This window comes from Pseudomonas sp. NPDC087598 (assembly GCF_044743525.1).
In the GTDB taxonomy this organism is placed as follows: domain Bacteria; phylum Pseudomonadota; class Gammaproteobacteria; order Pseudomonadales; family Pseudomonadaceae; genus Aquipseudomonas.
In genome coordinates, this window is sequence record NZ_JBIUWQ010000034.1 from 1 (window position 1) to 23382 (window position 23382).

Below are 23382 nucleotides of genomic sequence, written 5' to 3' on the forward strand. Positions count from 1 at the left end.
TTCGACGGCAAGCGTATCGAGAAGCTCGACCGCAAAGGCATGGTTAAAAACAACTTCAACGCCTTCATCATGCAGAAACTCGAAGCGGCCGGCATTCCGACCCAATTCGACAAACTGCTGGCCGACAACGAAGTCCTGGTGAAGAAGCTCGACATGATCCCGGTCGAGTGCGTCGTGCGTAACTATGCCGCCGGCAGCCTGGTAAAACGTCTGGGCGTCGAAGAGGGCATGAAGCTCAACCCGTACACCTTCGAGCTGTTCCTGAAGGACGACGCCAAGGGCGACCCGTTCATCAACGAATCCCACGTTGTGGCATTCGGCTGGGGCACTGCCGAGCAACTGGTTCGCATGAAGGAGCTGTCGCTCAAGGTCAATGAAGTCCTGACCAAGCTGTTCGACGACGCCGGCCTGCTGTTGGTCGACTTCAAGCTTGAATTCGGCGTGTTCAGCGACGGCTCCATCGTCCTGGGCGACGAATTCAGCCCGGACGGCTGCCGTCTGTGGGACAAGGACACCAAGAAGAAGATGGACAAAGACCGCTTCCGCCAGGGCCTCGGTGACGTCATCGAAGCCTACGAAGAAGTCGCCAATCGTCTGGGCGTACCGCTTTAATCGACGCAAGCATCTGATAGCACGAAGAAATTTTCGAAAGAGGGTTTGCTTTCGGTAAAAGTGTTGTTATGATGCGCGCCGTTGGAGAGATGCCAGAGTGGCCGAATGGGACGGATTCGAAATCCGTTGTACCTTCACCGGTACCTAGGGTTCGAATCCCTATCTCTCCGCCATATATAGAGAAAGCCCCGTAGATGAAAATCTACGGGGTTTTTTCGTTTCTGTTGTCTCATCCTGATAAAAATTTGCATCGCTTGGGTTCTCGGTAGCGGAGGAAGTGATGGGTGCGAGTTTAAAGTTCTGTCAGCCCGATCTAGCGCTGACTTTTAGAATCCCTGTCAATGACATTTCGAAAGGTGCGAAGAGGCTTGCAGAGGTTCTGTCGCGCTATGGGCTCTGGCTTGGGTCGTTGTGCCTTCGACATTGGCAAGATGCAAGCCCTTGGCTTCAGGAGAGGCTGCGGAGCCCACGGGCGAATCACTCGCGAGAGAGCCTGGAGGCGGACGGGAGATAGCCGACATGATCAGAGGGCTGCGTTATTGAGGATGTGGCAGCGCATTCCCAGTGCCTGGAGTTGTGAAAGGAGTACAGCGCAATGTCTGTGGTTTAGAGGTGGCAGAGGGTAAAATTACCAGGCATTTCATTAAAAAAATCAGAATTAAAATCTTGTGGTGCGCTGTTCAGTGGTTGTCTGATTTAAATAGCAAATAAATAATAATTGGGCGTGATGTCAGAGAATATGAAAAATTATACGTTAGAATGGTTTAGGTATTTGACCGAGCACAGTAAATATCAAGGCCTGGATCTACTGCGAGCTATAGCAATTGTGATGGTTCTTGTCTGGCATAATATGCCTCAGGAGTTCAGGGTCGGCTGGGTTGGCGTTGATTTGTTTTTTATTCTTTCCGGATTTCTTATTGGCTCGATATTGTTTTCATCGATTCCCTCCGGACGATTCTCGTATTTTGAGTATATGAGAAGTCGCCTTCTCAGAATTTACCCACTCTACATAGTATCGGTCTTGCTGTATCTGATTGATATAAGGTTTAGGGGGTATGCAGGAACGTCTGCCGATATTCTGAAGATATTCACAGCGCACTCTGTGTTTTTTCAAACTGTTGTTTACGATATTTGGCACGTTGATCTGCCATTTTATCAAATAACATGGAGTCTGGTTGTAGAGATGATTTTCTATGCGACTATACCTTTTATTCTGTGGGCGCTCATAAATCTAAGAATGGTCTGGGTGGGTATAGCGGTAATTTTAGTATTCTTTTTAGGGCTGCGGTTCTATCTCTCATCTGCTTACCTGCCGGATGATAATAACTGGCAATTCTTTCTTTTCTTGAAGCCATATTATAGATATGACGAATTGATTTATGGGGTGGCTGTGGCTTATGCAGTCAGACAGCGTTTGGATATTTTAAAGAAATGTTCTCTGGCGCTTGCTCTGGTGATTCTGACGATTTCTTTCATCTACATATGGAAGTTGACGGGTGCGGACAAACACCCGAGTATGGCTTTGCTGACGAGAGATGGGATTTTGATTCCGAGCGTATTGGCACTCGGTTTTGCGTTAATGGTATACGCGTTGTACGACAAAAAAATATCCTCACCTGTTATCAATGTCGTAGCGCGATTGGCATATCCACTGTACTTGATGCATATGTTTGTGTTGCATTACTTTCATTGGTTTTCTGCTTTTCTTGTTCTTAGCTTTGTCGCTGCGTTAATTTGTTCGTATTTTATCGAATATCCATTTATTCGAATGTACAAGAAAAAAACTGAGACTCGATTAGTTGCGGAGCTTGCCGGGCGAAGCCAGGCCAATTGAGTCTTTAATCGTTTGTTACACTTGATGTGAGCTTTTTATGGGGTGCCGTCGTAGTGCAGCAAGCGGTCTCTTTGTGGTCTTCAGGTTGATGTCGAGCATGATAAGAAGGGGCAACGATATTCAGTCGCGTTGCATGCGCACGTAGTCAGAGGCTGCCCCAATGGTCCCGTTTGGCGAATTGGAGTGGCGAAGGGGGGTGAGGCGAGAGTTGCTGTGTGTGTCCCTTCTGTGTTGCGTCTGTTGGCTTGGAGGGCGTCATGAATGATGCTCAAAAGAAATCAGCGTAAACCTTTCTGACACCCAGGTTGATTTCTGTAGGGCGCCAGTCCGCAGGAAGGCTGCTGGCATCGAAGGTGATATCTTCGCTGTTAGTATCTGAAGTGCTGGTGCAGATATAAATTTTTCTGTTGATAACTTGTTCGACAATTATTTTCAATTGCAAAATTGACATCGGACGCCCAGATGCCAGTATTTCAATGCGGCCTTGGCAGGCGTTCGAAACTATCCTTTTGGCGATGTGCTGTCCTATATCACCGCAGAATACATAATCTCTGAGTGTATCCATGTTGCCAAGTATTTTGACTTCTTTGTTCTGTAGTCCATTTTTTATAAGTATCGCAATCAAGCCGAGTCGGCCGCCGTTCATCGGGCCATAAACGGAGCTTGGTCTATAAATAAAGCTGGCGTCTGCACCTATCGAGTTCAGCAGTAACTCTTCGAGATTAAGCTTATGGCTCCCATAAGGCCTGCACGGAGAGGGAGTTGAATTTTTATTAATGAATCGTTGCGATTCAAAAAGTCCGCCGGCCGAGCTCACAAAGTGGAAGTTCAATGTATTGCACAAGCCGGATTTCGAAATAGCTTGGTAAACCTCAAGTACTACGTTGAAAGATATTTTCTCTTCTTCCATTTCCGCGTTCGATGACGCAAAGCCGGCTTTGCCCGCTGCCCATACAAGTGCAACATTAATTTTTTTCGGGCGTGCGGACTCGCGTGTGCCGGCATGTGCAATATTTCGAAACTGCGTAATTAGGTTCTCAGCATCCGCTGCTTGCTGTTTTCGATCATTCCAATGGAAGTCATATGACTGAGATTTGTACTGTTCATGCGATAACAGGCTATGGACTATTTCCTTGCCTATCAAACCCACGCCGAAAATCAGGACGATACTCCTGATTTCCGGGCGGGTGTCTGAGTTCTTATACAATATGATCATATGTTACCTTTTAAAGTATTCCAGCAAGGTGACATCTTGGCTTCTGTCTACTGTATAAAAAGTCGGCTTTCCATTCAGGTGCAGAATGGCGACCATAAGGTATTCCGCTATGATAGTTGCAATAACGCTGATCAGTCCTCCAAAAAACAGTATTCCCGTAAATAGGGATGCCCAGCCATGAGCGTCGATACTCTCGGGAAAAAAGAAGTGTTTTACAATAGTTGAAAGCATCAAGACTAATGATGTCAAGAACGCTAGAATTCCGGCTAGGCCTGCGTAGCGAAGTAATTTCGTATTACTTGAAATCGCCATTCGTCGTGCATGGGAAAGTAATTGTTTGAAAGAGTAACCGCTCTTTTCGCCATTGATAACGCGCTGATCTTTGATGCTCAGCGGAACAGATATCATGCGCTTGGTGAACCAGGTCAGCGAAATATCAAAATAAGTATCATAAGAGCAGACGCTCGCGGCAGCACGGGCGAGGGTGCCTCTCATGACGCGAAAACTATTAAACGATGAGATTTTATCGTTACCGGTAAAGAACTCCATCCCTTTCTTAAATCCAACTGAACCCAAATCTCGAATCAGGCTTTCGTGAACCGCGGCAACGGGCTGGGCATAGGCTACGTCTTTGTTCTGCAGGATTGCTTCAGAAAGCAGCTTAATGATCTCGCTTGGCGGGTGCTGTAGATCCTCGTCGAGTGTGGCAATCCAGTCACTGGATGAGTGAAGAATGCCTGCCATTGTTGCAGGGTGTTGTCCAAAATTGCGAGAAAGATGGATGACTCGCACCCAGTCGTATTCGCGCGCTAACTCGGCCAGCACTGTTGCGGAGTCATCGATACCTTCGTCCAATACAAAAATGGATTCCTGTAATTGAATGGGAGCAGCATCATCCCGCAATTGTTCTTTCACTTTAGCGAGTTCAAGAACCAGCTCGCGAAGGTAAACCTGTCCCGAGTAAACCGGGGTTACTGTTGAAAGAGTTAGCATCACACGCCTTTCCGTCAGTTTTTCATGATTCTTGATATTCATAGGCTTCTTAACAGTCGGTTATTCGGTCTTGAATGCGTAATATTTGCAAAGCACGTAATTCGTAATGGTATACGCTGGCATTCCCAGTGCCTGAGCAAGATATGCATTACAGTTGAATATCGTGATTAGTGTCATGACAGTCAGGAGGTTTGCTATGTACGAAAGTATAAAGCAAATGCAAAATCTTTTGAATGCTGATAGTTGCTTGCCTTTGAATTCAAAGGTCCAGCGAGAATTGAACGTATAGGAAACGATCAGGCCGCAGCTATAGCCAAAGGCATTTGCATATACATCCCCAAATCCAAAAAAATACTTCGTCGCGTAAATGACCGCCAGTCCAACGAATGTATTCATTAGTCCTACTGCTAAAAATTTCAGTAGGGACTTGTCAAGTATTTTTGCGGCCCATATCGGAAAAGTACTCATGTTTTTGGGGCTCTTGTTTTTTTATATAGTTGGGTAAATGCTGCCAGTGCAACAAGCAGATAAAGCAGCTTGGTCATTACGTAGTATCTGTTTTCAGTATGCATGATTGATGCAGTCAGGAGTCCGGATGCCAGTGCCATTAATGAAATAATCAGCATCCATTTGTTTTTGAATAGATAGGTCGCAAGACTTGCGGCGATGCTCAGGACGATGCCAAGCTGAATAAAAAATATCTTTGTGTTGCTAATAATCAGTGCGGCAGGATGTTCATCAAAAGGTGCTGTTGCTAAATACATTGACCAGTAAAATTTTGATACTCCTTCGTAGAATCGAATGGCGACAAATTCCAGTGTGGAGAATTTTTGTTGCAGTGTGGTTATATAGGCGCCGGGCTCCGGTTTGGTAAAGGCGATGAGTTCCACATAGGGCTGTACGTTTCCAGAGGTGTAGGTCTCCATGTATTTAGGTTCGTAAAACCACAGGGTTCCTTCGGTAGAATTATGGAAAACCAATGCAACCTGAATCAGGCATACGGAAGTGCCCAATAAATACCAAAACAGTGTTTTGAATTTATTGTTGATGTGCTCGCGGAAGTCCGCGGCTAACCAAAAAACAACTAGAAAAAATATTGAGGCTACGTAATTTTGCTTCAGTAATACAGAGGTGCCGGCCAGCGCTCCTGCTAGTATAAGTATTGCGGGCCTGTGTCTATATTCTTTGTTTGAAACTATAGCAATGGAGCTGACGAAAAATACAAGACTTTGAATGTCTGAGGATCTGACGGGGATATAAGAGATGCAAAATAGTATCGTTAAAAATACGAGCCCGATCTCAACGGTTTGTTCAAGCCTGCTCCGCGAAGTAACGGGTGAATCATTCAGATTTCTGAAAATCATTAATACCGATGCAATGAGCCCGATAAGACAAATTATATTCAGCATCAGACTGATATAGCTGGACTTTATTGGGTCGCTAGTGAAGAGAAATGGCAGCGCATGATATATCATGATGCCTACAGGGCGAATGCCGTTGTAGCAATTGTAGGGAGAGGTGTCGGAGTTTTCTATATACGCTGCGCAAGTTTCTCCAAATATACGGTAAGCTTCTGCATCGCCAATTGCTGGAAAATCCATTTGCGTTCCCTAGTAAGCGTGTTTCCAAAAGCTTGGGATGTTATCATGCTTTGCTGGGTTTTTAAAGTGGGGTGTGATGCGGTTTTGGAGTTGTTGGTTTAAGTAAAACTAAGTATGGTGCTTTTTAATTGATTTTTAAAATGCTCGATGTTGTTATTGATTTTTTTGTGGGGTGCGTCGTGTGCAGTGTTAATCCCTATTTAGAGTTGGTCGATTTTTAGTGCTATATATAAAGGGAGAAATTTGTTTTTTTGTTTGTTCTGTTTTTCATGCATTAAATAACCTTTTCAAGACAATAAATTTGGCGATTCAATCAGGCATGGAAAAAAGCCTCACAGCATAAAGCTATGAGACTTCCTTTGGGAAAAGATTGAATGCACTTGAGCCTAGCCTGCGCGAAGACAGGCAGTGACTTGGCGTTGAGTACCTGGGCGTAGAGGTTTTTAGCTTCTTTCTTTCTGATTGTGATCCTAGTCTTGAAATTAGATTTCCCTGACCGGAGTCTCCCCTTGCACAGCCTTGATCAATCCGATCACATGCAAACAATCCGCCTTGTTCACGTAAGACTCGCCACTGGCAATCGTTTCGTGATTGCCCGCCCTCAGTCTCCAGCGCCATTGGCCTTTGCCGGTGCTTGGGGTGCCTCTGGATTGCCTGTAAATCTCGAAATACATTCAGTTCGCTCCATGCGATTTGTGCGTGCGACAGCCTGTGTGGCGCATCGACGCAAGCCTAGCGCAGGCGGGTATTTTGGCTATCGGACATTTGTTTCCAATCGTTCGGGGATGTTTCTGAAGAGTGCGGGCTAGAGGGCGCGGACAGGCCTCTGGTTTGGCCGATATGACGCCGTTTGACCCTTGCAACGCCGTCGACGCTACTGCTTAATACGGGTCGGCTCATGGCGTCGAGATTTGTTCGGCGACCGACAAACACTATAAAAAGAGCACTCCTTTGACTGAGCACGGAACGCAACAGGCCGTTCGGGTGACGTTATCGCTGGTTGTCCCCGTTTTTAACGAGGAGGACAGTCTCGACACGTTTCTCCTGCGCATTGATGAGGTCTTTCAGACGCAACCGGCCATTGACCTTGAACTGGTGTTCGTCAATGACGGCAGCACTGACAGCACGTTGCAGCGCTTGCTTGAGCACCAGCAGCGAGACTCGCGGCTGCGCATCGTCGATTTGAGTCGCAACTTCGGCAAAGAAGCGGCGTTGTCTGCCGGTCTGCAAATGGCCACCGGGCAGATCGTGGTGCCCATCGACGCCGATTTGCAGGATCCACCGGAAGTGATCCTGCAGATGATCGAGCGCTGGCGAGAAGGTTACGAAGTGGTGCTGGGTCACCGCATCAGTCGCCGCAGCGATACCTGGGCCAAGCAGACTTCGGCGCACTGGTTCTATCGCCTGCACAATAAAATCGCCGAGCAGCCATTACCCGAGAACGTCGGCGATTTCCGCCTTATGGATCGTTGTGTGGTCGATGCCTTGCTGACCTTGCCCGAGTCCCGGCGCTTCATGAAAGGCTTGTTCGCCTGGGTCGGATTCCGTACCACTCACGTCGATTACGAGCGCCCCGAGCGCGTGGCCGGGCACAGCAAATTCAACGGCTGGCGGCTGTGGAATTTTGCCCTCGAAGGCATCACCAGTTTCAGCACCGAACCGTTGCGGATCTGGACGTACATCGGGGCACTGGTGTCGCTGGTGTCGTTTGCCTTTGCCATTTTTATCGTGGTGCGGACGTTGGTCCACGGTGTCGACATGCCGGGTTACGCCTCGCTGATGGTCGCGGTCACGTTCCTTGGCGGCCTGCAATTGATTGGCATCGGTGTACTCGGCGAGTACCTGGGCCGCACTTATATTGAATCCAAACGCCGGCCGGTTTATCTGGTGCGTCGCGTCTACGACCCCAAGGACTGAATATGGATCTCAAGGAAACCGACATCCTCGGCGACAGCATCGGTGAGCATTGGTATTACTGCTCCAAAGCGGCTGCCACCCGTCGCTTGCTAGGCGATGCGCCGATCAAGCGGATTCTCGATGTGGGCGCCGGTTCCGGGTTTTTCTCCCATCATCTGTTGAGCCACACCGATGCGCGTGAGGCGTGGTGCGTGGATATCAGCTACCCCGCCGATTCCGATGCAACCACCACCGGCAAACCGGTGCATTACCGACGTGGCGTTGAAACCATCGAAGCCGATCTCGTGCTACTGATGGATGTCCTCGAACATGTCGATGACGACCTCGGTCTGCTCAAGGAATACGTCGACAAAGTGCCTTCCGGCGGCCGTTTTCTGATGACGGTGCCGGCATTCCAGTTTCTCTGGAGCGGCCATGACGACTTCCTTGAACACAAGCGCCGCTACACCCTGGCACAGTTCGAGACACTGGCTCGCGATGCTGGCCTGACGGTGCAGCGAGGTGCCTATTATTTCGGCGCGGTGTTCCCGATTGCGGCGGCAATGCGGTTGCTGCCACAGGGCCCGCAAGCGGCGACGCCACGTTCGCAGCTCAAGCGTCATCATCCGCTGGTGAACTCGGTGCTCAAGGCACTTTGCCGCTTGGAGCTGCCATTGATGGGCATGAATCGCCTCGCCGGATTGAGCGTTTTTGTGCTGGCGCAAAAACCGTGACCTCAGCGGAAAAAAACGCGTTGATCCAGCGCGGTCTACGCTTTGCCCTGACCGGGATTTTCGTCACTGGCTTGCATGCGCTGGTGGCGGTGTTGTTCATCAATTTCATCGCCCCTCAACCACCGCTCGCCAACGGCGTGGCTTTTGCCGTCGCGACGGTCGTTTCCTACGTAATCAACACCACCTGGAGTTTCTCGGCCCGACTGCATGGCAGAACCCTGATGCGTTTTCTGCTGGTGTCGCTGGGTGGATTTCTGTTGGCGATGTTGGTTGCATGGGCGGCGCAAGTGGCCGGGCTCCACTACCTGTTGGGCATCGGTGCGGTGGCGGTGACGATTCCGGCATTCACTTTTGTGCTGCATAACTTCTGGACGTACCGATGAAGGTTTCGAACCGCCATCCGGCGCTCGCATTGCTGCCGATTCTGCTGGGCGTGCTGGCGTTTTTCCTGGTAATCGGTCCACGGGCGCTGGATCCGCAGAACATCGCCTGGTTGAAGGACGGTGATCCGGCAACGCATTACCTCGGCTGGGTGAACTTCCGTCATTCGCCCTGGACGTTTCCGCTCGGGCTCAACCCGTCTTATGGGCTGGAGTTGGGCAGTGCGATCATCTTTTCCGACTCCAATCCATTGATGGCGCTGCTGTTCAAGCCGTTCAGCGGCTGGTTACCGGATACATTCCAGTATTTCGGTATTTGGCTGCTGGCCTGTTTCGTTTTGCAGGCCTGGTTTGCCTGGCAGTTGCTCGGGTTGATGACCGATAACCCCGTGCTGCGATTACTGGGCACGGGGTTATTGGTGTTTTCCCCGCCGATGTTTGTCCGCACGGGTGGGCATTTGTCCCTGGCCGGGCATTTCCTGATTCTTGCTGCCTTGTATCTGGCGCTGCATCCGGCGCTCCAGCGGCGTCGTGCAGCATGGGGCACATTGCTGGCCGTCACCGCGCTGGTGCACGCGTATTTGTTGGTGATGGTGGCGCTGATCTGGGTTGCCGATCTGTTTGCCAAATTCATAAACGGCAAACTCAGCCGTCTTCAGGGGGTGGTCGAGTTTGCAATTTTGTTTGCCTTGGTCAGTGTGTGCTGCTGGCAGGCCGGTTATTTCAGCATTGTCGACGGTGCGGGCGGCGGTGGTTTTGGCTGGTATCGCATGAATCTGGTATCGCTGTTCGACGCGGAGGGCTGGTCGTATGTATTGCCCGGCATCCCCAAGGGCGGTGGCGATTATGAGGGCTTCAACTATCTGGGCCTCGGGATTCTTTTGCTGGTGCCAGTGGCGGGGATTGCCTGGTTCAGAAGCGGTATTTCCTTGAAGGCGTTACTCGCTAGCCGGTGGTGGCTGCTGCTGGCGATGGTCGGGCTGACGCTGTTCGCACTGTCGAATCAGATCGGTTGGGGCACGCACACGTTCAGCTATCCGCTACCCAAAATCCTTGAGCGTCTGGCCAGTATTTTTCGTGCCTCGGGTCGCATGTTCTGGCCGGTGTTCTACGCAATCGTCGTGCTGCTGGTGTTCCTCGTCGTACGTGGTTATCGCGTGCGCACCGCCATGGGATTGCTTGCATTGGCGCTGGTGGTGCAAGTGATGGATACCCGAATTGCCTGGATGGGTTTGCGGGCGGGAAAAATGCTGCCGCCGACATCGGCATGGGCCAGTCCAATGCACGATCCTTTCTGGAACAGCGCCGCGGGTCATTACAAGAATATCCGCGCGTTGATTCCAAAAAATCAGCCCGATCAGTGGCAGGCCATCGCCGATTTCGCCGCTACTCATCGAATGCAGACTGATGCCGTGTACATGGGGCGCATGAGTCCTTCAGTGCTCGAACGCACCCAGCTCGATGCGCAGCGCAGGCTGGTGACGGGCGAGTACGAGGCCGACTCGCTGTACATCATCGATGATGAAGCGTTGGACGCTGCCATCCACAGTGTGCACAGCGATACTGACCTGCTGACCCGCGTAGACGATTTTGTTGTGTTGGCACCGGGCTGGAAACACTGCGATCAATGCCTGGCGATGGTTGATGAGGGGCGGGCAATGTCATCGATTCCGCTCAGCCAGTCAGGACTGGTGCAGACATTCAATCGTAAAAGCCGACAGTTGACCAAAGGTTGGTCGGTGCCTGAAACCTGGGGCACCTGGAGCGAAGGGCCGGATGCTGAAATCACGCTGCGGGTGATGCCTGATACCCACGCGATTGTGTTGGAAGCATCGGCATTCGCGATGCCGCCAGCTCTTACCCAGCGGGTTATCGTCAGCATCAATGGCGAACAGGTCTTGTCGACGCGTCTGACGCAGGTGCAAGACAACCGGCTGGAAATTCCGCTCAGTACAGCCATCCGCGAGACGTTGGGCAAGGGTGGTTTGCTGAAACTCCAGTTGCATCTACCTGATGCCGTCAGCCCGCAACAACTGGGCTTGAATGGTGATTCGCGGGTCATGGGGCTGGGATTGAGAACGCTGACCGTCCACTGAGCACTGAAACACTGTGTGCATGCTGATGGACGCCAGGCCCAAGGACTTTCTACACTGCCTCCAGTCTGGGGATCAGGGGGGCAATGGATGAATCGAAATGAACTGCGCAAGGCTGACATCAACCTGATGGTGGTGTTCGAGACCTTGATGCTCGAACGCAATGTGACCCGGGCGGCAGAAAAACTGTTTCTCGGCCAGCCGACCATCAGCTCGGCGCTCAACCGCTTGCGCTCGATGTTCAACGATCCATTGTTTATCCGCGTCGGCCATCGCATGGAACCGACGGCCCGAGCCGAAGAACTCTTTCGTCATCTCTCGCCGGCGCTCGATTCGCTGTCCGTTGCGCTGAGCCTGACGCACAATTTCGATCCTGCTGTCAGCAACATGACCTTCCGCATCGGCTTGTCCGATGACGTCGAGTTCGGCCTGTTGCCACCACTGTTGCGCGCCCTGCGCCAGGAGGCGCCGAAAGTCGTGTTCGTGGTGCAACACGTCGATTACTGGCGGATTCCCGATTTGCTCGCAGCTGGCGACATCACCGTGGGCATCAGCCAGACCCGTGGTCTGCCAGCCAATGCCAAACGCAAACTGCTGCGGCATATCCAGCCGAGTATCCTGCGTGCAGATGCGTCCGATTCACCGTTGACGCTCGATGAATATTGCTCACGGCCGCATGTGTTGGTTTCCCACACGGCGAACATCAGTGGTTTCGCCGACGAGTGGCTGGCCGAGCTTGGCCGCACCCGTCAGGTAGTGTTGTCAGTGCCGCAATACAGTGCGTTACCTGCGTTGTTGGCCGGCACGGATCTGATCGCCAGCCTGCCGGATTACACTGCCGAGGCCATGGCCGCGTCCGGGCTGCTGTTCAAGGAACCGTTTCCCTTCAAGACACCGATGCTGGATCTATCGATGGTCTGGCTCAGTCATGTCGACAGCGACCCAGCCGAACGCTGGCTGCGTTCGCGACTGGAAGCGTTCATGAGCGAGCGACCACTCACCGCCCCCTGAAATCACATCAACAATGCGCGGTATCCCTGTAGGGGCTGCGGCACGCTGCGATCTTTTGGTCTTTGTTTTAAAGATCAAAAGATCGCAGCCTCGTTTCACTCGACAGCGTCTACAAGGGCTTGGGACTCAGGCGGCTTCCAGTTCGCTGCACACCTTGATCACTTGCTCGCGGAGCCAGACGTTGGCGCTGTCATGGTCGGCCTGCTGGCTCCATTGCATATCGAGGGTGAACCCCGGCAGGCCATTTGGCGCTTCACAGTGATTGAAGATGGCTTCTTTGGTCAGTAAACGCTGGATGCGTCGGGGCAGGGTGAGGATGAAATCGGTGCCGGTGATCATTTTCAGCGCGGCGCTGTAGCTGTTGGAGCGCGCCACGATCTGACGTTTCTGCGCCTGCCGTGCGAGCCAGCCATCGACCATGTTGGTGGTGGACGTCCAGGGTGTCGGAAAGACATGCCGACGTTCGGTGAAGGCTTGCAGGCTCAGACGCGGCTCCAGTGGAGTGGCGCGCTTGTCGAAGACGCAGACCAGATCATCTTCGAGTAGCATCCGCGATTTCAAATCATTGTGGCTGCGGTGAAAGTTCGGGCCGAAACTGATCACCAGATCGAGACTGCCGTCGCGAAGTTCATCGGCCGGAACGTCGGTTTCGAACTTGTGCATATTGACCATCACCGGCAAGTCATCGTAGTCGAAACGCTTCAACAGGCGCGGCAGGATCAGTTGCTCGAAGTATTCCGGGGCGCAGATGTTGAACGTGACGGCCTGCCGGCTCGGATCGAATGCCGGGGCACCGGCGTGGCACAAGTTGATACTTTCGAGGATTTTCTGCACATGGCTGTACATGCTGCTGGCCTTGTAGGTCGGGCGCATGCCGGTACGGGTGTTGATGAACAGCTCGTCTTCGAAACTGTTACGCAGTTTTTTCAGGCAATAACTAACGGTAGATTGACTGACGAACAGCGTTTCCGACACATCGGTGACGCTGCTCTGCTCATACACGGCGATAAACACCATGAGGTCCTGCATGTCGAGCTTTCTAAGCAAGTTACTGTTCAGCATCCGTACTGTCTCGCTGTGCTCCTTGCGCTGAATCCGCGCAAACGTGTGCGTACGATCCTAACGGAACGATGGTGCTAGGAGAAACCCCTGTAGGACATTTCACGGACAGTTGTGGGACAGAAAGTTTTAGCAACACGACGTCGTTGAATAATCCTCGAAAAGGTGGCCAGAAGCCTCTAGCTCATGCGCTTCCGCGATCATTGAATATGCCGCGCGTAATGTCGCGGATCAAAGCGCATCACCATCAGCAGCATGACCGCCATCACCGCCGTCAGCGACCACCACGCCCATTCGAAGCTGCCGAGTTGATCACGAACCATCCCCGCCAGCAGTGGGGAGAGACCGGCAATCAGATAACCAATGCCTTGCACGAAAGCGGTGAGGCCGCCGGCACGCTGTGGGTTGTCGAGGTGATCGAGCGAGACGATCAGGCTCATCGGAAACAGTCCGCCAATGCCCAGCCCCAACAAACATGGCCACAGCAGGCTGAGATGCTGTGGGCTGAGGATCAGCCCGCAGAAGCCGGCGATGATCAATCCGAGCAGCGCCATCAACACCACGCGCCGGTCACGACTGCGATTGGCGATGGCCGGAACGATCAGGCCGGAAATCACCTCCATGGCCGTCAGAAAACCCAGCAACAGACCGGCGTTCTGTTCACTCCAGCCTTTTTCGACGTAGTACGGTGCCAGCCAGGCGAGAACACAGGTGTAGGACGCCGTCCCCAGACCGAAGAAAATCGCGAGTAACCAGGCGCGAGAATTGGCGAAAAACGATTCTTTCCTCGCCGCTGCGCTGATGGCGTTTGGCAGATGTGTGCGTTGTGACCACCAGAACAGCAATGCCAACAACGCCAACGCGGTCCAAATGGCCAACCCGAGGCGCCAGCTTCCGGTCTGCACCATCACCAGCGGAGCGAACGAGGCTGCAATGGCCGCGCCGCCCATGATCGAGGTCACGTACAAGCCCATGCACAGCGCCACGTTGTCCGGGAAACGCGTTTTGATCAGCGCTGGCATCAACGCCTGAATCAACGCGATACCGATCCCCGCCAGCACCGCGCTGACAATCAGCTCCACCGCCGAGTCGACAAACAGCCGTGCCAGCGTTGCCAGCCCAATAATAAGCAGCGACAGCAGTACCGTGCGCTGCTCACCCAGACGTTGGCTGATACCAATGCCGAAAAACATCGCCATGCCCATGGCCATCACCGGCAGCATGGTCAGTAACGACGCTAGGCTGAAGCTCAAAGGAATGTCGCCGCGAATCGCCGAGAGCAACGGCCCGATGGCGGCCATCGACGGACGCAGATTAAGCGCAACCAGAATGATGGCGAGCATCAGCCAGAGAGCGGGGCGGGAGGCGGCGCGGACGTTTTCCATCTTCAAACCTATAAGCGAGAGGCTGACAATTAGGCGCCCGGCTGCCGAACCGGACAAACCAGAAAATCCCGAGCAGTATTTAAAAAATCGATAACACCCGGATCCCCGTAGGAGCTGCCGAAGGCTGCGATCCTTTGACCTTGCTTTAAAAAATCAAAATCAAAGGATCGCAGCCTCCGGCAGCTACAGAAAACGCGCATTTTTCACTGAATGAGAACTGAACCATTCTCAAATACTTCACGAGTTTTGGCTCATTACCACCTGCCAACTAATCGTTGGCGTCTTTTTCACAAAAAATTGATGGTTGCCTGCCTAAAGTTTGTGCTGCCTTGTTTAATGAATTTTTCACAATTGAATTTTAATGATTGAGCAAGGCTCTTCTTTTCAGGAATAGCCCCACACCATGTTGAAGTTAAAAGCCGTGCGCCCGGAATGGGTGACGTTGATTGCCAGTGCCTTCCTTTTGCTCGGTTTCAATTTTGTGCTCTGGCAGCACCTGTTCGAGATTACCGCTGCGGATGGCAAGGGCATCGCCATGCGCCTGGCATTCGGGGTAATGATCCTTGCGGCGTTCAACATCGTGCTGACCTTGCTGGCTTTCCGTCCGCTGCTCAAACCGCTTCTGACTGTGATGTTTTTGATCAGCGCCGGCGTGGCTTATTTCATGAGTCAGTATGGCGTGATGATTGATGCGGGGATGTTTCGCAACTTCGCTGAAACCAATGTCACGGAAGTGCGTGATCTGCTCTCGTTGAAGTTGTTTGCTTATATTGTTTTTCTTGGCGTGTTGCCGTCGGTCATATTGTGGAAAGTTCCAGTAAGTTATCGCCGCTGGCATCACGAATTGCTCAGTAAAGTTATCGTCAGTGTGGCGTCGGTTGCGGTAATCGGCGGTGTGGCCTTGGCCAACTATCAGGGCCTGTCCTCATTGTTTCGCAATCACCATGAACTGCGCCTGATGCTGGTGCCGAGCAATTACATTGGCGCGTCGGCCGGTTACCTGCGTGAACAGGTCGTCTCGGCGCAGCAACCGTTCGTGAAAATTGGCGAAGACGCGCAACGCAACCCGGACCTGAAAATCCAGCCACGCAAATCCCTGACCGTACTGGTGGTGGGGGAGAGTGCCCGTGCAGAGAACTTCGGCATCCTCGGTTATGACCGTGACACTACGCCGAAACTGGACAAGGAAGCGGGGCTGATCGCTTTCACCGACGTGCATTCCTGCGGCACTGAAACCGCAGTCTCGGTGCCGTGCATGTTTTCCAACATGGGTCGCAAGGACTACGACGCCAGCAAGGCGAAGAACGAAGAAGGCCTGCTCGATGTGCTCAAGCGTGCCGGTATCGACGTGATCTGGCGCGATAACCAGTCCGGCTGCAAAGGCACTTGCGATCGTGTCACCGTGCAGGATGTCAGCAACCTGAAGGATCCGGCGCTGTGCGCCAACAGTGAGTGCCGCGACGAAATCCTGCTGCAAGGTCTGCAAGGCTTTATCGATCATCTGGACAAGGACACGGTGCTGGTCCTGCACCAGATGGGCAGTCACGGTCCGGAATACTTCAAGCGTTATCCGAAGGAATACGAGCACTTCACGCCGGTCTGTGAAAGTAACGCACTGAACAATTGCAGCCGCGAAAGTATCGTCAACGGTTACGACAACACCCTGGTCTATACCGATCATGTGCTGTCGAGCCTGATCGATGTGCTGCGCAGCAATCAGGACAAAGTCGATACGGCGATGTTGTATCTGTCCGATCACGGTGAGTCGCTGGGCGAGTACAACTTGTTCCTGCACGGCACGCCTTACATGCTGGCGCCCGAACAACAAAAACATGTGGCGATGCTGGCGTGGTTCTCCGACAACTATCAAAAGGCCTATTCGGTCGATACCCATTGCCTGCAAATGAGTCGTGACAAACCGCTGAGTCAGGACAATCTGTTCCACTCGATGCTTGGCCTGCTGGAGGTGCGCAGCAAGGTCTATCAGCCGGGTCTGGACATGTTTGCCGGATGCCGTGGCGCGGTGATTGACGGCGTACTGGCCAAGGACTGAGCCGTTTCGGGGCCGGCGTTCTGACGCGGCGACCCCGTCTGTTTCCTCTGTCAGACTATTCTTGCTCTTTGGCAGGACATTTCGTTACAGCTCTTGCCCTTCGCAGGCGCGTAAATCGCCAGTGGCGATATATACTGCGCGCCATTCTTCAAGGGAGAGCCGTGTGGCCATCGATATTCACTGGATTCGCGACAACGAAAGCCTCGCGCAATTTTGCGCCGAGTGGCAGCAGCTGCCTTTCGTGGCCCTCGACACCGAATTCATGCGGGTCGACACCTTTTACCCGATTGCCGGCCTGTTGCAGGTGGGTGACGGCAAACGCGCCTACCTGATTGATCCGCTGACCATCAATGCCTGGCAACCACTGGCTGCGTTGCTGGAAAACCCGGCGGTGCTCAAAGTCCTGCACGCGTGCAGCGAAGACCTCGAAGTCCTGTTGCGCCTGACCGGCAGCCTGCCGGCGCCGATGTTCGACACGCAACTGGCCGCTGCTTATCTGAACCTCGGGTTCTCGATGGGTTATTCGCGACTGGTGCAGGAAGTGCTCGGCATCGAACTGCCGAAAGGCGAGACTCGTTCCGACTGGTTGCAGCGCCCGTTGTCCGACACGCAAATCAGCTACGCCGCCGAAGACGCGGTGCATCTGGCGGAAGTTTTTGTACAACTGCGGCCGAAACTGTCTGACGACAAGTTCGCCTGGGTGCTGGAGGACGGCGCCGAACTGGTCGCCAACCTGCGCCGCGAAACCGATCCTTACGAGGTCTATCGCGAGGCCAAACTGGCGTGGAAGCTGTCTCGCGCCCAACTGGCTGTACTGCGTGAACTGTGTGCCTGGCGTGAAACAGAAGCCCGTGCCCGCGATCTGCCACGCAACCGCATCGTCCGTGAGCACTCGCTGTGGCCGCTGGCTCGTACACAACCGGACAACCTCGCTGCGTTGGGCAAGATCGAAGACATGCACCCGCGTACCGTGCGTCAGGACGGTCAATTTCTGCTTGATCTGATCAAGCGCTCTGGCAGTGTGGGGCCTGATCAATGGCCGCCAGCGGTGCCTGAGCCATTGCCGATCGAAGCTGCTGCATTGATCAAACAACTGCGCGCATTGGGCCAGGCCGAGGCTGAGCGTCTGGGCATCGCCCCGGAACTGATGCTGCGCAAGAAAACCCTCGAAGCGCTGGTCAAAAGCGGCTTCCCCGAGGGCCCTTACCAATTGCCTGAGTCGCTGCGTGGCTGGCGCCGCGAACTCATGGGTCAGAAGCTGCTCGACAGCCTGGCCACCGCCGGAGAACAGCCTTGAAACGTATTTGCTCTATTTACCAAAGCTCAAAGCGCAAAGGCATGTACCTCTATGTGCTCAAGAGCGATGAATTGGAACGCGTGCCCGAGGCATTGATGGCAGCTTTCGGTAAAGCCATATTTTCCTTCAGTCTGGTGCTGACGCCTGAGCGCAAACTGGCCAGCGAAGACATTGTCGTGGTCCTGGAAAACCTCGAAAAGCAGGGCTATCACCTGCAAATGCCACCGGCCGAGGACGAGTACATCGAGCACTTGCCCGAAGAGTTGCTGCGCCGCAACGACCCGGTCTGATCGGCGAGGCCCTGTTCTGGGCCTCTGTTAACCCTGGAACTGTTTTTACCGCGATGGCCGCCCCGAAAGCGGCGGCTGTCTGCACGGTTTGCGAAAGGTTTGAAGATGCGCGTTCTGATTGCTGAACACGACCACGCGATATACGCCCGGCTGCTGCGTCAGGCAGCGCCGGAGCTGGAAGTATTGACCAGCGGCGACTCCGCCGAACTGGCCCGTCAGGCCGCCGATTGCCCGGTGTGGCTGGGGCAACCGGATCTGCTTGCGACCCTGTTGCGTCAGGGCCATCAACCGCAATGGCTGCAATCGACCTGGGCCGGCATCACGCCGCTGCTCGCCGACGGCTTGCGTCGGGATTATCACTTGAGCCGCGCGGTGGGGATTTTCGGTCAGGTGATGGCCGAATACGTCCTGACTTACATGCTCGGCCACGAACGCGAAGTGCTGGCGCGGCTGGTCAGCCAGGTCGAGCGAAAATGGGACAACCGCACCGGCCAGAGCCTGGTCGGACGCAAGGTGTTGATCGTCGGCACCGGTGACATTGGCCAGAGCGTGGCGCAGTTTCTGTTGCCGTTCGGCGTCGAACTGTACGGTATCGCCAGCAGCGCCCGCGAGCAGGCACCGTTCGTCGAAGTCGGCTCGATGGCGGATCTGCCGCGTCTGGTAGGTGAAGTGGATTACGTGGTCAATCTGCTGCCGAACACGGCGCATACCCACGATATTTACGACGCGCCACTGTTCAAGCAATTCAAGCCGACCGGGTTGTTCATCAACGTTGGTCGCGGTGTGGCGGTGGTTGATGCGGATCTGGTGGAAGCCTTGAAGGAAGGGCATCTGGCGGGCGCGGTGATCGACGTCTGCCGTCAGGAACCGTTGCCGCAACGTCATCCGTTCTGGACAGCCTGGGGTTTGCTGCTGACCGGCCACAGTTCAGCACCGACTTCACCAGCGTTGATGGTGCAGTTGTTTGTCGAGAATCTGCGGGCGTATCAGGCGGGTGAAGCGTTGCGCGGGGAAGTGGATTTCAACCGCGGTTACTGAGTGTTCGTTGGATAAAATGTGGGAGCGAGCCTGCTCGCGAAGAGGGAGTGTCAGCCAACATCATTGCTGTCTGACGCACCTCTTTCGCGAGCAGGCTCGCTCCCACATTTGTTTTTGTGCTGGCTTAGAGGGTGAAGTCGCCTTCAGCCGCCAGTTCGCTCAGCGGGCGACGCGGGCTTGGCTCTTCGCGCGCTTGCAGGTAATCCGCCAGCGTCGATTTGTCGCCCAGTTTGCCGACGGCCACTGCCGCGTGCAGCGCATAACCTTCAGGAATATTCAGCTCCTTGCGCGTCAACTCCTGATCGAAGCCGGCCATGCCATGGGTGTGCCAGCCGCTGATGCTTGCTTGCAGCGCCAGATGGCCCCACGCCGAACCCGTGTCGAAGGTGCTCCACAGCGCCGGCGTTTCTTCAGTGGCGCCTGGCGCGGCGAAGGTGGTTTTCGAGATCACGATTACCAGCGCCGAAGCGTGCTGCGCCCAGCCACGGTTGAATTCGTTAAGCAAACCCAGAAAACGCTCCCAGTTCGGCGTATCGCGACGCGCGTACAGGAAGCGCCACGGCTGCGAGTTGTAGGCCGATGGCGCCCAGCGCGCCGCTTCGAAAAAGCTCAGCAGGGTTTCTTCCGGGATCGCTTCGCCAGTGAAGGCGCGCGGCGACCAACGGTCGGTGAACTGCGGGTGAATGGCGTATTCGGCAACGCGAGGGTTGGCACTCATCAAGAGATTCCTTGCTACGTTTGAGTAAAAGATTCGAACGAAAACCCGGCGGGATCAGTTGCGCTGAACGATGGGGTTTTCCGAGCCTGACAGTTAATCGCAATGCAACGCGGTCGAGCGTTAATGGCTTGCGGGCAAGGCTCCTGCGACTGGCAAAGCTACGCGTCGCCACAAAAACTCACAAGTGCCGCGCAACCGGCAGTCGCCAGCGCTTGGCCCGCAAGGCCTGGGGCACTAGACTGGCGGCCTTTTCACCACCTGATGTTGATGCTTGAGCCATGGCCGCCGAAGTCGAACCGTTCTGGATACGCAAAACCCTCGATCAACTGGATCACGAGGAATGGGAATCGCTGTGCGACGGATGTGGCCTGTGCTGCCTGCAGAAGCTCGAGGATGAAGAAGACAACAGCGTCTATTACACGCGCATCGCCTGCAAACTGCTGGACCTGAAAACCTGCCAGTGCAGCGACTACCCGAACCGCATCAAGTTTGTCCCGGATTGCATCCAGCTCACCCCGGGTCAGGCCGAAGAGTTCAAATGGCTGCCGCCGACCTGTGGTTATCGACTGGTCAGCGAAGGCAAGGACCTGCCGTTGTGGCACCACTTGGTCTGCGGCGATCGCGACGCGGTGCACCACGAACGGATTTCCCAGTCCGGGCGCATGCTCGCCGAAGGCAGCGTGTCGGAAGATGACTGGGAAGATCACCTGATTTTCCGGGCCGGTTAAGCGCCCGGCGATTCAAGCTTTACCAAGGAGTGTGTATGGCGGGGGGATTGCAACGGGCGTTGCTGGTCGGGTTGTTGGCGCTGAGCGCGCCGGTATGGGCGGCAAAAAAAGTCGATCTGGATTACCACGTGCGCCTGTTGCCACAGAGCGATCAGGCTGAGGTACGCCTGACCCTGGCCAAAGGAGAAGCCGTACGCAGTCTAGATTTCGACCTTGGCGACGGCAGTCATTACAGCGACTTCAAGGCTGACGGCCAATGGCTGCTGACGCCCGGCAAGAAGGCCCGCGGCGTCTGGCGCCCGACCAGCGACAAGGCCAGCCTGAGCTATCGCGTGCGCATCAGCCACGGTCGCAAGAGCGGCAGTTTCGACACCCGTATGACGCCGGGCTGGGCGCTTATGCGCGGAGATGAGCTGGTGCCGCCGGCCAGACTCGATCAACAGGACGGCATCGAACTGGTCTCGCGCCTGCAATTCGAACTGCCCGAGGGCTGGAAAAGCGTCGAGACCGCCTGGCCGCGAATTGGCAAAAACAAGTTCCGCATCGACAACCCTTCACGTCTGTTCGACCGCCCGACGGGCTGGATGCTCGCCGGTCATCTCGGCAGCCGGCGCACACGTCTGGGCGAAACCGAGATCACCGTGGCGTCGCCGCAGGGGCAGGGCATGCGGCGAATGGACGTGCTGACGTTGCTGACGTTTGTCTGGCCGCAAGTGCAAGCGCTGTATCCGCGTCATCCGACCAAGTTGCTGATTGTCGGCGCCAATGACCCGATGTGGCGCGGCAGCCTCGGCGCGCACGAGTCGATCTACCTCAACACGCGCTTGCCACTGGTCAGCGAAAGCGGCAGCAGCGCCTTGGTGCGTGAGCTGGCACAGGTGTTCGGGCGGATCAACGACGCGCAGCGCAGCGACTGGATCAGTGAGGGTTTTGCCGAGTATTACGCGATTGAACTGGTGCGCCGTGCCGGCGGCATGAGCGATGAGCGTTATCAGACGTTGCAGGCGAAATTGGCCAAGGAGGGTCAGAAGGTCACGACTTTGCGCGGCGAACAGATCAGTCCGGCGCAGATTTCCAGAGCGGTGATTGTGTTGCAGGAACTGGATGGCGAGATTCGCCTGAAGACGCGCAACAAGCGTTCGCTGGATGACGTGTTGCGTGGGGCGATGCATTTGGGGACAGTGAGTACCAAAGAGTTTGTGCAGCTCACCGAGAGTGTTCTGGGTGAGTCATCCAAAGTCCTCGATACCGGGTTACTGCAGTAATACCGCTATCGCTGGCAAGCCAGCTCCCACAGTGTTTTAGGTCGGACACAAAATATGTGATGACCACAAAACCTGTGGGAGCTGGCTTGCCAGCGATGGGGCCATCAGCCCCAAAGCAAATTCTGGATCAAACCCCGGCTTTCGGCGATTTCACCGAATCATTGCCGGTCACCGTGGCGGTTTTGGTCGCGGCTTCGGCATTGGCCTTCAGCTTGCTCAATTCTTCCCCGGCACGTTCAATTTTGGCCCGTACGTTGTTCATGTCCTGACGGCTTTTCTCCAGCAGGCTTTTTACCGAACTGTGCCCGGTAATCCCGCGGGCCATGGCCACGCCGCCAATCGCCACCTGAATCAAACCGAACACACCGCCACGGCGCAGGCCCTTGCCGACCATGATCACGCCGCCGGCCAGGGATCCGATGCGCTCCCAACCTTCGACGTTCTGCTCGGAACGGCTCTGGAACGGGGTGGATTCGATACGCTCGACGCGTTTGAGCTCGCTCATGATCTTTCTCCAGGCAATGAGTAATGGATAAACAAGCTGACTGCCATAGCGGTCCGCTTGTTCCATTGGATGTGCGACGCTTTAGCGGAATTTCGGCCCGGAACGGGTGTTCAGGCCCTTGGCCATGCGGTCGTAGAGCACAACGTTGACCGTGGCGGCGAGGTTCATGCAGCCAGTGGTCGGGATGTACACGACGTCTTCGCACCAGTCGCGAATCTCTTTGTCCAGCGAGCCGTCTTCCGGGCCGAAGATGTACAGCGCGCGATCCGGATGGGTGTATTCCGGCAACGGGCGGGCGCCCTCGACCAGTTCCACGGCGACCGGCACGCAGTTGAGCGGGAGGATCTTTTTCAGATCATCGATGCCGATCAACGGGATGTCGTAATGCACGCGTTTGGTGTCGGTGACGAAATCGGCGGCGCGTTCATAGCGCTTGCCGGTGTAGAACACCGACGCCACGCCGTAACAGCCTGCGGCGCGCATCACCGAACCGACGTTCTCCGGTGATTTGGGGTTGTACAAACCAATGCAGCTGTAACGTTTGTCTGCCACGAGCGGGGTGCCTTCGGGAAAAAGAGCGCGATTATACGGGGATTGGACGAGGGCGGGCAGATTCAGGACTTGCGGTGTCTGGTCTGGCCTCTTCGCTGGCAAGCCAGCTCCCACAGGTTTTC

The 23382-nt window shown here is 54.5% G+C and carries 23 protein-coding genes and 1 tRNA gene; 14 read left to right on the forward strand and 10 right to left on the reverse strand.

Going from position 1 to position 23382, the window contains the following annotated elements; all coding sequences use genetic code 11:
- From purC to ACIOWE_RS18370, 3 genes are all read left to right on the forward strand, one after another.
- On the forward strand, nucleotides 1-612 hold a 612-nt coding region (gene purC / locus ACIOWE_RS18360), incomplete at its 5' end, for a phosphoribosylaminoimidazolesuccinocarboxamide synthase (protein WP_401394164.1).
- 83 nt (nucleotides 613-695) lie between these two features.
- A tRNA-Ser gene (locus ACIOWE_RS18365) sits at nucleotides 696-785 on the forward strand.
- 599 nt (nucleotides 786-1384) lie between these two features.
- The gene (locus ACIOWE_RS18370) at nucleotides 1385-2446 is read left to right on the forward strand and encodes an acyltransferase (RefSeq protein WP_201238708.1); all 1062 of its coding nucleotides are present in this window, start codon (nucleotides 1385-1387) and stop codon (nucleotides 2444-2446) included.
- Between the two features lie 268 nt (nucleotides 2447-2714).
- Here the strand turns inward: ACIOWE_RS18370 and ACIOWE_RS18375 are convergent, their stop codons facing one another.
- The 5 genes from ACIOWE_RS18375 to ACIOWE_RS18395 all read right to left on the reverse strand — a co-directional run bounded on the left by ACIOWE_RS18375 (nucleotide 2715) and on the right by ACIOWE_RS18395 (nucleotide 6930).
- On the reverse strand, nucleotides 2715-3662 hold the full coding sequence (locus ACIOWE_RS18375; RefSeq protein ID WP_401394168.1) for an NAD-dependent epimerase/dehydratase family protein: 948 nt from the start codon (nucleotides 3660-3662) through the stop codon (nucleotides 2715-2717).
- Between the two features lie 3 nt (nucleotides 3663-3665).
- Complete coding sequence (locus tag ACIOWE_RS18380; RefSeq protein WP_201234541.1) at nucleotides 3666-4697, reverse strand: glycosyltransferase; 1032 nt, start codon at nucleotides 4695-4697, stop codon at nucleotides 3666-3668.
- Between the two features lie 18 nt (nucleotides 4698-4715).
- The gene (locus ACIOWE_RS18385) at nucleotides 4716-5123 is read right to left on the reverse strand and encodes a GtrA family protein (RefSeq protein WP_401394171.1); all 408 of its coding nucleotides are present in this window, start codon (nucleotides 5121-5123) and stop codon (nucleotides 4716-4718) included.
- Nucleotides 5120-6256 carry a hypothetical protein gene (locus ACIOWE_RS18390; RefSeq protein WP_401394174.1) on the reverse strand — a complete coding sequence of 379 codons (1137 nt, stop codon included), beginning with the start codon at nucleotides 6254-6256 and terminating at the stop codon, nucleotides 5120-5122. The genes ACIOWE_RS18385 and ACIOWE_RS18390 overlap by 4 nt, the downstream gene beginning before the upstream one ends.
- A gap of 482 nt (nucleotides 6257-6738) precedes the next feature.
- A complete protein-coding gene (locus tag ACIOWE_RS18395) occupies nucleotides 6739-6930 on the reverse strand; it encodes a DUF1508 domain-containing protein (protein ID WP_201238705.1) in 192 nt (63 codons plus the stop codon).
- Nucleotides 6931-7207: 277 nt separating this feature from the next.
- Here ACIOWE_RS18395 and ACIOWE_RS18400 point away from each other — a divergent pair, with 277 nt between their 5' ends.
- The 5 genes from ACIOWE_RS18400 (at nucleotide 7208) to ACIOWE_RS18420 (ending at nucleotide 12370) form a co-directional block, all read left to right on the forward strand.
- The gene (locus tag ACIOWE_RS18400) at nucleotides 7208-8173 is read left to right on the forward strand and encodes a glycosyltransferase family 2 protein (RefSeq protein WP_401394179.1); all 966 of its coding nucleotides are present in this window, start codon (nucleotides 7208-7210) and stop codon (nucleotides 8171-8173) included.
- Between the two features lie 2 nt (nucleotides 8174-8175).
- Complete coding sequence (locus ACIOWE_RS18405) at nucleotides 8176-8886, forward strand: class I SAM-dependent methyltransferase (protein ID WP_401394182.1); 711 nt, start codon at nucleotides 8176-8178, stop codon at nucleotides 8884-8886.
- Nucleotides 8883-9269, forward strand: coding sequence for a GtrA family protein (locus ACIOWE_RS18410; RefSeq protein WP_401394185.1), 387 nt, complete (start codon nucleotides 8883-8885; stop codon nucleotides 9267-9269). Before ACIOWE_RS18405 ends, ACIOWE_RS18410 begins: the two co-directional genes overlap by 4 nt.
- Nucleotides 9266-11362: a DUF6311 domain-containing protein gene (locus ACIOWE_RS18415; protein WP_401394188.1), complete on the forward strand. Its 2097-nt coding sequence runs from the start codon at nucleotides 9266-9268 to the stop codon at nucleotides 11360-11362. Before ACIOWE_RS18410 ends, ACIOWE_RS18415 begins: the two co-directional genes overlap by 4 nt.
- 87 nt (nucleotides 11363-11449) lie before the next feature.
- Nucleotides 11450-12370, forward strand: coding sequence for a LysR substrate-binding domain-containing protein (locus tag ACIOWE_RS18420; protein WP_201238701.1), 921 nt, complete (start codon nucleotides 11450-11452; stop codon nucleotides 12368-12370).
- 126 nt (nucleotides 12371-12496) lie between these two features.
- On the opposite strand, the gene ACIOWE_RS18425 is transcribed toward ACIOWE_RS18420, so the two are convergent.
- Nucleotides 12497-13432, reverse strand: a complete 936-nt coding sequence (locus ACIOWE_RS18425) for a LysR substrate-binding domain-containing protein (RefSeq protein ID WP_401394191.1) — start codon at nucleotides 13430-13432, stop codon at nucleotides 12497-12499.
- Between the two features lie 197 nt (nucleotides 13433-13629).
- The gene (locus ACIOWE_RS18430; RefSeq protein WP_401394194.1) at nucleotides 13630-14814 is read right to left on the reverse strand and encodes a cyanate transporter; all 1185 of its coding nucleotides are present in this window, start codon (nucleotides 14812-14814) and stop codon (nucleotides 13630-13632) included.
- 403 nt (nucleotides 14815-15217) lie between these two features.
- On the opposite strand from ACIOWE_RS18430, the gene ACIOWE_RS18435 reads away from it, so the two are divergent.
- The 4 genes from ACIOWE_RS18435 to ACIOWE_RS18450 all read left to right on the forward strand — a co-directional run bounded on the left by ACIOWE_RS18435 (nucleotide 15218) and on the right by ACIOWE_RS18450 (nucleotide 19492).
- Nucleotides 15218-16867, forward strand: coding sequence for a phosphoethanolamine transferase (locus ACIOWE_RS18435; protein WP_401394197.1), 1650 nt, complete (start codon nucleotides 15218-15220; stop codon nucleotides 16865-16867).
- Between the two features lie 163 nt (nucleotides 16868-17030).
- Entirely contained in the window at nucleotides 17031-18164 is a 1134-nt protein-coding gene (rnd, locus tag ACIOWE_RS18440; RefSeq protein ID WP_401394200.1) for a ribonuclease D, read from the forward strand.
- Nucleotides 18161-18454, forward strand: coding sequence for a YcgL domain-containing protein (locus ACIOWE_RS18445; protein ID WP_201238696.1), 294 nt, complete (start codon nucleotides 18161-18163; stop codon nucleotides 18452-18454). Before rnd ends, ACIOWE_RS18445 begins: the two co-directional genes overlap by 4 nt.
- A 105-nt stretch (nucleotides 18455-18559) precedes the next feature.
- Entirely contained in the window at nucleotides 18560-19492 is a 933-nt protein-coding gene (locus tag ACIOWE_RS18450) for a D-2-hydroxyacid dehydrogenase (protein WP_401394203.1), read from the forward strand.
- A 124-nt stretch (nucleotides 19493-19616) separates the two neighbouring features.
- On the opposite strand, the gene ACIOWE_RS18455 is transcribed toward ACIOWE_RS18450, so the two are convergent.
- Entirely contained in the window at nucleotides 19617-20210 is a 594-nt protein-coding gene (locus ACIOWE_RS18455; protein ID WP_401394206.1) for a nitroreductase family protein, read from the reverse strand.
- A 278-nt stretch (nucleotides 20211-20488) separates the two neighbouring features.
- On the opposite strand from ACIOWE_RS18455, the gene ACIOWE_RS18460 reads away from it, so the two are divergent.
- Together ACIOWE_RS18460 and ACIOWE_RS18465 are read left to right on the forward strand one after the other, a co-directional pair.
- Nucleotides 20489-20938 carry a YcgN family cysteine cluster protein gene (locus ACIOWE_RS18460; protein WP_401394209.1) on the forward strand — a complete coding sequence of 150 codons (450 nt, stop codon included), beginning with the start codon at nucleotides 20489-20491 and terminating at the stop codon, nucleotides 20936-20938.
- Nucleotides 20939-20973: 35 nt separating this feature from the next.
- Complete coding sequence (locus tag ACIOWE_RS18465; RefSeq protein WP_401394212.1) at nucleotides 20974-22203, forward strand: hypothetical protein; 1230 nt, start codon at nucleotides 20974-20976, stop codon at nucleotides 22201-22203.
- A gap of 127 nt (nucleotides 22204-22330) precedes the next feature.
- On the opposite strand, the gene ACIOWE_RS18470 is transcribed toward ACIOWE_RS18465, so the two are convergent.
- Complete coding sequence (locus ACIOWE_RS18470; RefSeq protein ID WP_201238691.1) at nucleotides 22331-22708, reverse strand: DUF2892 domain-containing protein; 378 nt, start codon at nucleotides 22706-22708, stop codon at nucleotides 22331-22333.
- Between the two features lie 81 nt (nucleotides 22709-22789).
- On the reverse strand, nucleotides 22790-23260 hold the full coding sequence (locus ACIOWE_RS18475; protein ID WP_007911337.1) for an RNA methyltransferase: 471 nt from the start codon (nucleotides 23258-23260) through the stop codon (nucleotides 22790-22792).
- Nucleotides 23261-23382 lie beyond the last annotated feature (122 nt).